We start from the raw sequence: 13,280 nt of genomic DNA, 5'->3' as shown, positions 1-13,280 counted from the left end.
GCCCCAAATCCAGTCACCGCGATCTTCCTGAAACACCACGGCGTCCTTGTTGGGGCGGCTGCGCCACCCAGCGCGGGGCAAGCCCGCTCACTACAGACTTTGGTCGCGGCAGGTTCTCTTAATTGACGAGCATTAGGTCATGCCCGGCCAATTTCGGCGAATTTGGCCTGGGTATGTTCAGCCAGTACGGCCGCCGGTAGCTCAACCTCCAAGCCCCTCCTCCCCGCACTGACAAAAATCGTCGCAAACGGTTGTGCCGTCACGTCGATGAACGTGCGCAGACGCTTTTTCTGGCCCAACGGGCTGATTCCGCCCAACAGGTAACCGGTAGCGCGTTGCGCCGACGCCGGGTCCGCCATCTCGACTTTTTTCACCCCTGCGGCGTGGGCCAGGGCTTTTAAATCCAGACTTCCGACGACCGGCACCACCGCCACCAGCAACTCACCTTTCTCGCTGCTGGCCAGCAGCGTCTTGAATACCTGCGCCGGGTCGAGCGCCAACTTTTCCGCGGCCTCCAAGCCATACGACGCCGCCTTGGGGTCATGTTCATAACTGTGAATGCGATGTTCGGCGCGAACTTTTTTCAACAGGTCCAATGCGGGGGTCATGAGCGCTCCAGGCTGGGCAAACTGATGGCCAATTCTAGGCCAAGTCCATGCAAAACGCTCTAGTGCGCCCCTGAGATAACCCTTGTGCAACGCGCCTGGCATGATCATTCACCACACCAATAGTTCGAAAATGACCAATAGTTCACTTTCGACCTTTGACAGGCGTCATTCTTGTCTATATTTTTTCGTTTACGAATACTGCAGGAATACCACCCGCAGCACTCGAGCAGTAGACCGCGAGTCAGGATGGGGATCCTTTCCACGGTAAAAGTCGACGCTCGCCCATTGCGACGAGACAACAGACAACAACAAAAACAGAGGTTTTCCATGACAACTGCTCTTCAACAGCCTTCACTTTCGAGCCAATGCATGGCCGAGTTCCTGGGGACTGCGCTTCTGATCTTCTTCGGTACCGGTTGTGTGGCTGCGCTCAAGGTCGCGGGTGCCAGCTTCGGGTTATGGGAAATCAGCATTATCTGGGGGGTCGGCGTAAGTATGGCGATCTACCTGAGCGCCGGCATTTCCGGGGCTCACCTCAACCCGGCAGTCAGCATCGCCCTGTGCATCTTTGCCGATTTCGAAAAGCGCAAACTGCCCTTCTATATCCTGGCCCAGATCGCCGGTGCGTTTTGCGCCGCCGCGTTGGTCTATACGCTCTACAGCAACCTGTTTTTCGATTACGAACAAACCCACCATATGGTTCGCGGCTCCCAGGCCAGCCTGGAATTGGCGTCGGTGTTCTCCACCTACCCCCATGCGCTGCTGAGCACAGCCCAGGCGTTCCTGGTAGAGATGATCATCACCGCGATCCTGATGGGTGTGATCATGGCGCTGACCGACGACAACAATGGTTTGCCACGCGGTCCGCTGGCACCTCTGCTGATCGGCCTGCTGATTGCGGTGATCGGTAGCGCCATGGGCCCGCTGACCGGTTTTGCGATGAACCCGGCACGTGACTTTGGCCCCAAGCTGATGACCTTTTTTGCCGGTTGGGGTGAAATGGCCTTCACCGGTGGTCGCGATATTCCTTACTTCCTGGTGCCGATTTTCGCTCCGATCGTCGGCGCATGCCTCGGCGCTGCTGCCTATCGCGGGTTGATTGCCCGTCACCTGCCGAGCGCCGCACCCACTGTTTCTGAAACAACTGACACGGCTGTCAACGGCAAGACGCATATTTCCTGATAGCGCCGGCCTGGCGCCCACTGCCCTTTTTGCGGCCCAGGCTGGTTAATAACTTCCTTATTTTCGTCCAAGGCAATCGACATGACCGACATTCAGAACAAGAACTACATCATTGCCCTTGATCAGGGCACCACCAGTTCGCGGGCGATCATTTTCGATCGCGACGCCAACGTGGTGTGCACCGCCCAGCGTGAATTCGCTCAGCATTACCCACAGGCTGGCTGGGTTGAACATGACCCGATGGAAATCTTCGCCACCCAGAGCGCGGTAATGGTCGAGGCCCTGGCCCAGGCTGGCCTGCACCATGACCAGGTGGCCGCCATCGGCATCACCAACCAGCGTGAAACCACCGTGGTGTGGGACAAAATCACCGGCCGCCCGATCTACAACGCGATCGTCTGGCAGTGCCGCCGCAGCACCGAGATCTGCCAGCAGCTCAAGCGCGATGGCCATGAGCAATACATCAGCGACGCCACGGGCCTGGTGACCGACCCGTATTTCTCCGGCACCAAGCTCAAGTGGATCCTCGACAACGTCGAAGGCAGCCGCGAGCGTGCCCGCGCCGGCGAGCTGCTGTTCGGCACCATCGACAGCTGGCTGATCTGGAAATTTACCGGCGGCAAGACCCACGTTACCGACTACACCAACGCCTCGCGCACCATGCTCTTCAACATCCACACCCTGGAGTGGGATGCGAAGATGCTGGAGATCCTGGACATCCCGCGGGAAATGCTGCCGGAAGTGAAATCTTCCTCGGAAATCTACGGCCGCACCAAAAGTGGCATTGCCATCGGCGGCATCGCCGGTGACCAGCAAGCCGCCCTGTTCGGCCAGATGTGCGTAGAAGCGGGTCAAGCCAAGAACACCTACGGCACCGGTTGTTTCCTGCTGATGAACACCGGCGACAAAGCCGTGAAGTCCAAGCACGGCATGCTCACCACCATCGCCTGCGGCCCGCGCGGCGAAGTGGCCTACGCCCTGGAAGGCGCGGTATTCAATGGTGGCTCCACCGTGCAGTGGCTGCGCGATGAGTTGAAAATCATCAACGACGCCCACGACACCGAATACTTTGCCGGCAAGGTCAAGGACAGCAACGGCGTATACCTGGTGCCGGCCTTCACCGGCCTGGGTGCTCCGTACTGGGACCCCTATGCACGCGGCGCACTGTTCGGCCTGACCCGTGGCGTACGCGTGGACCACATTATTCGTGCAGCCCTGGAGTCGATTGCCTACCAGACTCGCGACGTTCTCGACGCCATGCAACAGGACTCGGGCGAACGCCTCAAGGCCCTGCGCGTGGACGGCGGCGCAGTGGCCAACAACTTCCTGATGCAGTTCCAGGCCGATATCCTCGGCACTCAGGTCGAGCGCCCGCAAATGCGCGAAACCACAGCCCTCGGTGCGGCATACCTGGCAGGCCTGGCGTGCGGTTTCTGGGGCAGCCTGGACGAGTTGCGCGGTAAAGCGGTGATCGAGCGCGAATTCGAACCTCAGCTCGATGAGGCAGCCAAGGAGAGGTTGTACTCCGGCTGGCAAAAAGCGGTCAGCCGCACCCGCGCCTGGGAGCCTCACGAAGGCGCTGAATAAGCCAGGTACCGAGCCCAAATCGGGTTGTAACTGGCGGGGAGCCGCTTGCTGCGTCATCATGGGCCACTTTTGTATGGCAGCCCAAAGGACGCCCCATGAATCTGCCTCCCCGCCAACAACAAATCCTCGAACTGGTCCGCGAACGCGGCTACGTCAGTATCGAGGAAATGGCGCAGCTGTTCGCTGTCACCCCGCAAACCATCCGCCGCGATATCAACCAGCTGGCGGACGCCAATCTGCTGCGCCGCTACCACGGCGGCGCGGCCTATGACTCCAGTGTCGAGAACACCGCGTACGCCATGCGTGCCGACCAGATGCGCGATGAGAAACAGCGTATCGGTGAAGCCATCGCCGCGCAGATTCCCGACCATGCCTCATTGTTCATCAATATTGGCACCACCACCGAGTCCATAGCCCGTGCGCTGCTCAATCACAACCACCTGAAAATCATCACCAACAACCTCAACGTCGCCGCCATGCTCAGCACCAAGGACGATTTCGATGTGTTGCTGACCGGTGGCAATGTGCGCCGCGACGGCGGTGTCGTGGGCCAGGCGAGTGTCGACTTCATCAACCAGTTCAAGGTCGATTTTGCCTTGGTCGGCATCAGCGGCATCGACGAAGACGGCAGCCTGTTGGATTTCGACTATCAGGAAGTGCGGGTTTCGCAGGCGATCATCGCCAATGCGCGCCAAGTGATCCTGGCGGCGGACTCGAGCAAATTCGGGCGCAATGCCATGATTCGTCTGGGACCGATCAGCCTGGTGGATTGCCTGGTGACCGACCAGCAACCGGTACCGGCGTTGGTGCAGTTGCTCAATCAGCACAAAGTTCGCCTGGAAGTCGTCTGAAAACTACAAATAACCTGTAGTGAGCGAGCTTGCCTCGCTCACTACAGACTGTCTTCATGTTCACAAATTTTCCTTTCCCCGCCCTTCGATGAGTTTTTTCAATCGAACTCGGGTGGCTGTGCGCGCGTTTATCAGCTACCATTTTCGCAAATGAACATTAATGTTCGAATTCAAAGACGAAAAGATCGCGAGGCCAGCCGATGACTCCTTCCACCTTGCCTGCTCCACCGCTTGCCGAAGTCTATGACGTTGCCGTAATTGGTGGCGGGATCAACGGCGTCGGCATTGCAGCAGACGCAGCCGGGCGCGGGTTGTCGGTATTCCTTTGCGAAAAGGACGACCTGGCCAGCCACACATCGTCTGCCAGCAGCAAGCTGATTCACGGCGGCCTGCGCTACCTGGAACATTACGAGTTCCGCCTGGTGCGTGAAGCCCTGGCTGAACGTGAAGTGCTGTTGGCCAAGGCGCCGCACATCGTCAAGCCCATGCGTTTCGTGTTGCCGCACCGCCCGCACTTGCGCCCGGCGTGGATGATTCGCGCCGGCCTGTTCCTGTATGACCACTTGGGCAAGCGCGAAAAACTTGCAGGCTCCAAAAGCCTCAAGTTCGGTCCTGACAGCCCGCTGAAAAGCGAAATCACCAAAGGCTTCGAATATTCCGATTGCTGGGTGGATGACGCCCGCCTCGTGGTACTCAACGCCATGGCCGCCCGCGAGAAAGGTGCCCATGTCCATACCCAGACCCGTTGCGTCAGTGCACGGCGCAGCAACGGCATGTGGGAAATGAACATGGAACGTGCCGATGGCAGCCTGTTCTCGATCCGCGCCCGTGCGCTGGTGAATGCCGCAGGCCCCTGGGTCGCCAAGTTCATCAAGGACGACCTGAAGCTGGATTCGCCTTACGGCATTCGCCTGATCCAGGGCAGCCACCTTATCGTGCCGCGACTGTACGAAGGCGCCCACGCGCACATCCTGCAGAACGAAGACCAGCGTATCGTTTTCACCATTCCATACCTGAACCACCTGACCATCATCGGCACCACCGACCGCGAATACACCGGCGACCCGGCTAAGGTGGCGATTACCGAAGGTGAAACCGACTACATGCTCAAGGTGGTCAACGCTCACTTCAAGAAGCAACTGAGCCGCGACGACATCGTCCACACCTACTCCGGCGTGCGTCCGCTGTGTAATGACGAGTCGGATAACCCGTCGGCCATCACCCGCGACTACACCCTGGCACTGTCCGGCGGCAATGGTGAAGCGCCGATCCTGTCGGTATTCGGCGGCAAGCTGACCACCTACCGCAAGTTGGCGGAGTCGGCGATGGCACAGCTGGCGCCGTTCTTCACCCAGATGCGTCCAAGCTGGACCGTAACAGCCAGCCTGCCCGGCGGCGAAAACATGACCACGCCACAAGCGCTGGCCGATGCCATTCGCGGCCGGTTCGACTGGGTGCCGAGCGAGCTCGCCCAACGCTGGGCCACCACGTACGGCAGCCGTACCTGGCGCCTGTTGGAGGGTGTGCAATCGCAGGCCGACCTGGGCGAGCACCTGGGTGGTGGCCTGTATACCCGTGAAGTCGACTACCTGTGCGCCGAAGAGTGGGTGACACAAGCGCAGGACGTGCTGTGGCGCCGGACCAAACTGGGCCTGTTCACCACTGCGCAAGAACAGGACAACCTGCAACGCTACCTCTCCCAGGTTGAGCAGAACCGCAGCAAGACCCAGGCGGCCTGACCCTCCATCCCGTAGAAGCGCGCCCGCTCGCGAAAAACCTGAGAACGCCGCGTTTATCCAGAATGAACGCGGCGTTTTTGCGCCTGTTGGCGAGCGAGTCTGGTCCTACATGCCCCCCATTGCATTCGGTTTTCCGAACGCAACACTCCAACCTATTCGGTTTGCCGGATCCGACGATTACATATTTGCCGTCACACAAAGTTAATCATCATATAAATCATGCAGTTAACCTTTTATTCCTGGTCTGGCACGACTCATGCTCTACACTCCCTGAGGATTGCCTGAGACGCTTCAGGAGCCGTCACGGGCATTCGCTGTACAAGAGAGCCGTTTAGCCGGCTTTATAAAAAAAACAAATGTCGAGGAAGTATTGATGCGCATCGTTCCCCATATCCTGGGCGCAGCTATCGCTGCTGCTCTGATCAGCACTCCAGTTTTCGCCGCCGAACTCACCGGCACACTGAAGAAAATCAATGACTCCGGCACCATCACTCTCGCGCACCGCGACAGTTCCATCCCGTTTTCCTACATTGCGGATGCTTCGGGCAAACCTGTGGGCTACTCCCACGACGTTCAGCTGGCTGTGGTTGAAGCCCTGAAAAAAGACCTGAACAAACCCGACCTCAAGGTCAAGTACAACCTGGTCACCTCGCAAACCCGTATCCCGTTGATCCAGAACGGCACCGCGGACCTCGAGTGCGGCTCCACCACCAATAACGCCGAACGCGCCCAGCAAGTTGATTTCACCGTCAACATCTTCGAAATCGGCACCCGCCTGCTGGTCAAGAAAGACAAGGATGGCAAGCCGTCCTACGCTGACTTTGCCGACCTGAAAGGCAAGAACGTCGTGACCACCGCCGGCACCACGTCCGAGCGCATCATCAAGGCGATGAACGCCGACAAGCAGATGGGCATGAACGTCATCTCCGCCAAAGACCATGGCGAATCCTTCCAGATGCTGGAAAGCGGCCGCGCCGTTGCCTTCATGATGGACGACGCCCTGCTCGCCGGTGAAGAAGCCAAGGCCAAGAAGCCGGATGACTGGGTCATTACCGGCACTCCACAGTCCTTTGAAGCCTATGCCTGCATGGTTCGCAAAGACGACCCAGCGTTCAAGAAAGCTGTAGATGACGCCATCGTTGGCCTGTTCAAGTCCGGCGAAATCAACAAGATCTACAGCAAATGGTTCGAAAGCCCGATCCCACCAAAAGGCCTGAACCTGAACTTCCCGATGAGCGAGAAGGTGAAGGAGCTGATCGCCAACCCAAGCGACAAGCCGGCACCTGACGTAAAAATCTGATACCTGACTAAGCTTATCTCCTGAGGGAGCCAACCCTCCCTCAGGCGTCTGTTACTACCTGCTGGCTTTAATTTGGAACACTCGACCTGGCGGTTTTCGAGCCGATCGCGTGTGCCTGGCGTTCACCGTCAGGTGGGAAAGGATCTTCCCCAAGCGGGTGCTTGTACATCGATCGATCTCGAGGGGAGACCCTAATGAATTACAACTGGGACTGGGGCGTATTCTTCAAGTCCACCGGCGTTGGCAGCGAGACTTATCTCGACTGGTATATCGCCGGCCTGGGCTGGACCATCGCCATCGCTGTCGTGGCATGGATTATCGCCTTGCTGCTGGGCTCCATTCTGGGGGTCATGCGCACCGTGCCAAGCCGCCTCGTATCGGGCATCGCGACCTGCTACGTGGAACTGTTTCGTAACGTGCCGCTGCTGGTTCAGCTGTTCATCTGGTACTTCCTTGTGCCCGACATGCTGCCGCAGAACCTGCAGGACTGGTACAAACAAGACCTCAACCCGACCACCTCGGCCTACCTGAGCGTAGTGGTGTGCCTGGGCCTGTTCACCGCCGCCCGTGTGTGTGAGCAAGTGCGTACCGGCATCCAGGCGCTGCCACGCGGCCAGGAATCCGCGGCGCGCGCCATGGGCTTCAAGCTGCCGCAGATCTACTGGAACGTGCTGCTGCCCCAGGCTTACCGGATCATCATTCCGCCGCTCACCTCGGAGTTCCTCAACGTGTTCAAGAACTCCTCCGTGGCGTCCTTGATCGGCCTGATGGAGCTGCTGGCGCAAACCAAGCAGACCGCCGAGTTCTCGGCCAACCTGTTTGAAGCGTTCACCCTGGCCACATTGATCTACTTCACCCTGAACATGAGCCTGATGTTGCTGATGCGCCTGGTCGAGAAGAAAGTCGCCGTGCCCGGCCTGATCTCCGTGGGGGGTAAATAATGGACTTCGATTTCAGCGGCATCATCCCCGCTATCCCTGGCCTGTGGAACGGCATGCTCATGACCCTGCAACTGATGGTCATGGGCGTGATCGGCGGCATCGCGCTGGGCACCGTGCTCGCGCTGATGCGCCTGTCGTCCAGCAAGCTGCTGTCGAGCCTGGCCGGCGCGTATGTGAACTACTTCCGCTCGATCCCGCTGCTGTTGGTGATCACCTGGTTCTACCTGGCGGTGCCGTTCGTATTGCGCTGGATCACCGGCGAGGACACCCCGATCGGTGCGTTCACGTCCTGCGTCGTGGCCTTCATGATGTTCGAAGCCGCGTACTTCTGTGAAATCGTGCGGGCCGGCGTGCAGTCGATCCCCAAGGGCCAGATGGGCGCGGCACAAGCGATGGGCATGACCTATGGCCAGACCATGCGCCTGATCATCCTGCCCCAGGCGTTCCGCAAGATGACGCCGTTGCTGCTGCAACAGTCGATCATCCTGTTCCAGGACACCTCGCTGGTCTATACCGTGGGCCTGGTGGACTTCCTCAACTCTGCCCGCTCCAACGGCGACATCATCGGCCGCTCCAATGAGTTCCTGATCTTCGCCGGTGTCGTCTACTTCATCATCAGCTTTTCCGCCTCGCTGCTGGTCAAGCGTCTGCAAAAAAGGTTTGCCGTATGATCTCTATCAAGAACATCAACAAGTGGTATGGCGACTTCCAGGTGCTGACCGATTGCAGCACCGAGGTTAAAAAAGGCGAAGTGATCGTGGTGTGCGGGCCCTCGGGCTCGGGCAAATCCACCCTGATCAAATGCGTCAACGCGCTGGAACCGTTCCAGAAGGGCGACATCGTGGTCGACGGCACCTCCATCGCCGACCCGAAGACCAACCTGCCGAAACTGCGCTCGCGCGTGGGCATGGTGTTCCAGCACTTCGAACTGTTCCCGCACCTGACCATCACCGAAAACCTGACCATCGCGCAAATCAAGGTGCTTGGCCGCAGCAAGGAAGAAGCCACCAAGAAAGGCCTGCAACTGCTTGACCGCGTCGGCCTGTCGGCACACGCCCACAAGCATCCGGGCCAACTGTCCGGCGGCCAGCAACAGCGAGTGGCGATTGCCCGCGCCCTGGCCATGGACCCGATCGTCATGCTGTTCGACGAACCCACTTCGGCCCTCGACCCGGAAATGGTCAACGAAGTGCTCGACGTAATGGTGCAACTGGCCCAGGAAGGCATGACCATGATGTGCGTGACCCACGAAATGGGCTTTGCCCGTAAAGTGGCCGACCGCGTGATTTTCATGGATGCCGGCAAGATCATCGAAGACTGCCCGAAAGAAGAGTTCTTCGGCGATATCAGCGCCCGCTCCGAGCGTGCACAGCACTTCCTTGAGAAAATCCTGCAGCACTAAGTACTCCGTAGCTTCCCCTGTAGAAACCGGGTCAATGTGGGAGGGGGCTTGCTCCCGATAGCGCTATATCAGCCAATGCATATTCAGCTGAACCACCGCTATCGGGAGCAAGCCCCCTCCCACACTGGACCGGCAAGCTCTGGTTGACCCAAGGCATCTGTGATGAAATGCGACCCCAACCAATTTCGCGCCGCACCGCCATCACTTGCTGTGAAACCACGTCTGATTCGCCAACTGTTCCTGCCGCCGTTGATCATCGCCCTGATGATCGGCTTGGGTTATATCGGGTTCTGGGTCAGTGAGTTCTACGGCATCCGCACGCTCAGCGACACGGGCGAACGCCAGTTGGAGCTGCACGCCCGCACGGTCGAAAGTGAACTGAGCAAATACACCTATCTGCCCAGCCTCCTGGAATTGGAGTCCAGCGTTTCCCAACTGCTGGCCGACCCGAACCAGGAGACGCGCAAAACCGTCAACGATTACCTGGAGGGCCTGAACCGCCGCAGTCGCAGTCGGGCCATCTACGTGATGGACACTACCGGCCGCGTGCTGGCGACCAGTAACTGGCGCGATGCCGACAGCTACCAGGGTGAGGATCTGTCCTTCCGCGCCTATTTCCAGAACGCCGTGCGTGGCCAACCCGGCCGCTTCTACGGCATCGGCAGCACCAACGGCGAGCCCGGCTACTACCTGGCCCACGGCCTGGAAGAGCACGGCAAGATCATCGGCGTGGCCGTGGTCAAAGTGCGCCTCGAAGCCCTGGAGGAGCGCTGGCAACGTGCGCGCCTCGAAGCGTTTGTCAGTGATGAAAACGGCATCATCATCCTTTCCAGCGACCCGGCCCGCCGACTCAAGGCGGTGCGCCCGCTGAGCGATGACACCAAGGAACGCCTGGCGCACAGCCTGCAATATTACTGGGCGACTCTGAACGAGCTCGAACCCCTGGCCCGTGAGCGCCTCAACGAAGGCAGCGAGAAACTGACCTTCCCGGCCAACAGTGAAGTGGTTAACGACGAGCACGCTGTCAGCTACCTAGCGCAAACCCGTCCGCTCAACGACACACCGTGGAATTTCACCCTGCTGACGCCGCTCAATGACCTGCGCCGCGCAGCGATCAATCAAGGCATCCTGGTGGCCGTCGCCTTTGGCCTGGTGGCCTTTCTGCTGATCGCCTGGAACGAACGGCGCAAGGTCATCGCCACCCGCCTCGCGGCCCGCGAAGCCTTGCAGGAAGCCAACAGCCAACTGGAGCGACGGATTGCCGAACGCACCGCCGACCTGCGCGCCAGCAATGAACGGCTCAAGGGCCAGATCCGCGAACGGCGCCAGGCCGAAGAAACCCTGCGCCGCGCCCAGGACGAACTGGTACAGGCGGGCAAGTTGGCAGCCATCGGACAGATGTCCACCAGTATCGCCCATGAATTGAACCAGCCACTGGCGGCGCTGCGCACGTTGTCGGGCAACACCGTGCGCTTCCTTGAGCGCGGCGCCCTCGACACCGCCAGCACCAATCTCAAGACTATCAACGAACTGATCGACCGCATGGGCCGCATCACCGCCAGCCTGCGCTCGTTCGCCCGACGCGGTGACGACCAGGGCGAGGCCAGCCTCGGCAAAGCCGTGGACGCTGCGTTCCAGGTGCTCGGCGCACGCCTGGACGGCCTGCCGATCACCCTGCACCGCGACTTCGCCGACGCCCAGTTGCAGATCGACCAGACGCGCCTGGAGCAGATCCTGGTCAACCTGATCGGCAACGCCCTCGACGCCATGCAGGCACAGCCGGCCCCCGAACTGTGGCTGGAAGGCCACAGCGCCGACAGCAAATATCGCCTGCACGTGCGTGACAACGGTCATGGTATCGACCCCGAGGCGCGCAAACATTTATTCGAACCCTTTTTCACCACCAAGCCAGGCGAGCAGGGCCTGGGCCTGGGCCTGACCCTGTCCGCCAGCCTCGCGGCGGCCACCGGCGGCAACCTCGCCGTGGAACACCCGGCCGGTGGTGGTACTGCCTTTGTCCTGTGCTTGCCGCTGGCGGGCGCTCAAACAGCTGAGTCGACATGAATACAGACGCTACAGCCCCCAAGGACGGCCTCACCGTCCTGATCGTCGAAGACGACCCCCATGTATTGCTCGGTTGCCAGCAGGCCCTGGCACTGGAAGACATTCCCAGCGTGGGCGTAGGCAGTGCCGAAGAAGCGCTCAAGCGCATTAGTGAGAACTTTGCCGGCATCGTGATCAGCGATATCCGCCTGCCGGGCATCGACGGCCTGGAGCTGTTGACCCGCCTCAAGGCCCTGGATAAAAGCCTGCCGGTGGTACTGATCACCGGCCATGGCGATATCTCCATGGCGGTGGGCGCCATGCGCAACGGCGCCTACGACTTCATGGAAAAACCCTTTTCCCCCGAGCGCCTGGTCGACGTGGCGCGCCGTGCCCTGGAGCAACGCAGCCTGGCGCGGGAAGTCTGGTCGCTGCGCCGTCAGTTGGCTGAACGCGATTCCCTGGAAGGCCGCATCATCGGCCGCTCACCGGCCATGCAGAACCTGCGCGAACTGATCGCCAATGTCGCCGACACCTCGGCCAACGTGCTGATCGAAGGTGAAACCGGCACCGGCAAGGAACTGGTCGCGCGCTGCCTGCATGATTTCAGCCGGCGCCACGCTCACCAATTCGTCGCGTTGAACTGCGGCGGCCTGCCGGAGAACCTCTTCGAAAGCGAGATTTTCGGCCATGAAGCCAACGCATTCACCGGCGCCGGCAAACGCCGTATCGGCAAGATCGAGCACGCCCACGAAGGCACGCTGTTCCTCGATGAAGTGGAAAGCATGCCGATCAACCTGCAGATCAAATTGTTGCGGGTGTTGCAGGAGCGCACGCTCGAACGCCTGGGGTCGAACCAGAGCGTAGCGGTTGATTGCCGGGTGATCGCCGCCACCAAATCCGACCTCGACGGGCTGAGCCGTGCCAGCCAGTTCCGCAGCGACCTGTACTACCGCCTCAACGTGGTGACCCTGGAATTGCCACCACTGCGCGAGCGCCGCGAAGACATCCTGCAACTGTTCGAGCACTTCCTGCAGCAATCGTCCTTGCGTTTCGACCGCGCCGCGCCGGAGCTGGACAACCAGACCCTGTCGAGCCTGATGAGCCACGACTGGCCCGGTAACGTGCGCGAACTGCGCAACGTCGCCGAACGTTTCGCCCTGGGCCTGCCCGCCTTCAAGAAAAGCGGCGCCAGCAGCGGCAACCAGGGCCTGGCCTTCACCGAAGCGGTGGAAGCCTTCGAACGCAACCTGCTCAACGATGCCCTGCAACGCAGCGGCGGCAACCTGACCCAGGCCAGCCAGGAACTGGGGATGGCCAAGACCACGCTGTTCGACAAGGTCAAGAAATATGGCTTGAGCCACTAAGTCACAGGAGCTCCCACTCCTATCGCAACCTAACTTGTAGTGAGCGGGCTTGTCCCGCGCTGGGCGGCAAAGCCGCCCCAACAAGACCGCTGCAGTGTTTCAGAAAGATCGAGGGCCTCGGTTTGGGGCGGCTTTGCCGCCCAGCGCAGGGCAAGCCCTAACGCCAGTCAGTTAAGAAGTAACGCGGTCACTGTGGGAGGGGGCTTGCTCCCGATGAGGGTGAGTCAGTCGATAAATTGCTGACTGACACACCCTCATCG

The 13,280-nt window shown here is 60.1% G+C and carries 11 protein-coding genes; 10 read left to right on the top strand and 1 reads right to left on the bottom strand.

Annotated elements, in window-relative coordinates:
• Nucleotides 1-137: 137 nt before the first annotated feature.
• Entirely contained in the window at nt 138-608 is a 471-nt protein-coding gene (ybaK, locus tag DK870_RS28920) for a Cys-tRNA(Pro) deacylase (protein WP_060753943.1), read from the bottom strand.
• Nucleotides 609-935: 327 nt separating this feature from the next.
• Between ybaK and DK870_RS28915 the strand changes: the two genes are divergently transcribed.
• The 10 genes from DK870_RS28915 to DK870_RS28870 all read left to right on the top strand — a co-directional run bounded on the left by DK870_RS28915 (nt 936) and on the right by DK870_RS28870 (nt 13,020).
• A complete protein-coding gene (locus DK870_RS28915) occupies nt 936-1,790 on the top strand; it encodes an MIP/aquaporin family protein (protein ID WP_060753942.1) in 855 nt (284 codons plus the stop codon).
• Nucleotides 1,791-1,871: 81 nt separating this feature from the next.
• The gene (gene glpK / locus DK870_RS28910) at nt 1,872-3,377 is read left to right on the top strand and encodes a glycerol kinase GlpK (protein WP_161550404.1); all 1,506 of its coding nucleotides are present in this window, start codon (nt 1,872-1,874) and stop codon (nt 3,375-3,377) included.
• Between the two features lie 95 nt (nt 3,378-3,472).
• Nucleotides 3,473-4,228, top strand: coding sequence for a DeoR/GlpR family transcriptional regulator (locus tag DK870_RS28905; RefSeq protein ID WP_060753940.1), 756 nt, complete (start codon nt 3,473-3,475; stop codon nt 4,226-4,228).
• Nucleotides 4,229-4,428: 200 nt separating this feature from the next.
• Nucleotides 4,429-5,967, top strand: a complete 1,539-nt coding sequence (gene glpD / locus DK870_RS28900; protein WP_060753939.1) for a glycerol-3-phosphate dehydrogenase — start codon at nt 4,429-4,431, stop codon at nt 5,965-5,967.
• Nucleotides 5,968-6,340: 373 nt separating this feature from the next.
• Nucleotides 6,341-7,267: a glutamate/aspartate ABC transporter substrate-binding protein gene (locus DK870_RS28895; protein WP_060753938.1), complete on the top strand. Its 927-nt coding sequence runs from the start codon at nt 6,341-6,343 to the stop codon at nt 7,265-7,267.
• A 194-nt stretch (nt 7,268-7,461) separates the two neighbouring features.
• Complete coding sequence (locus tag DK870_RS28890) at nt 7,462-8,208, top strand: amino acid ABC transporter permease (protein ID WP_060753937.1); 747 nt, start codon at nt 7,462-7,464, stop codon at nt 8,206-8,208.
• Nucleotides 8,208-8,879, top strand: coding sequence for an amino acid ABC transporter permease (locus DK870_RS28885; RefSeq protein ID WP_060753936.1), 672 nt, complete (start codon nt 8,208-8,210; stop codon nt 8,877-8,879). The genes DK870_RS28890 and DK870_RS28885 overlap by 1 nt, the downstream gene beginning before the upstream one ends.
• Nucleotides 8,876-9,610, top strand: a complete 735-nt coding sequence (locus DK870_RS28880; RefSeq protein WP_060753935.1) for an amino acid ABC transporter ATP-binding protein — start codon at nt 8,876-8,878, stop codon at nt 9,608-9,610. The genes DK870_RS28885 and DK870_RS28880 overlap by 4 nt, the downstream gene beginning before the upstream one ends.
• A gap of 162 nt (nt 9,611-9,772) precedes the next feature.
• Entirely contained in the window at nt 9,773-11,674 is a 1,902-nt protein-coding gene (locus DK870_RS28875; protein WP_161550403.1) for a sensor histidine kinase, read from the top strand.
• Nucleotides 11,671-13,020, top strand: a complete 1,350-nt coding sequence (locus DK870_RS28870) for a sigma-54 dependent transcriptional regulator (RefSeq protein WP_256679950.1) — start codon at nt 11,671-11,673, stop codon at nt 13,018-13,020. Before DK870_RS28875 ends, DK870_RS28870 begins: the two co-directional genes overlap by 4 nt.
• Nucleotides 13,021-13,280 lie beyond the last annotated feature (260 nt).

It is taken from the genome of Pseudomonas sp. Q1, from assembly GCF_009935975.1.
Classification (GTDB): Bacteria; Pseudomonadota; Gammaproteobacteria; order Pseudomonadales; family Pseudomonadaceae; genus Aquipseudomonas; species Aquipseudomonas palleroniana.
This window is presented reverse-complemented; position numbering and strand designations above follow the sequence as displayed.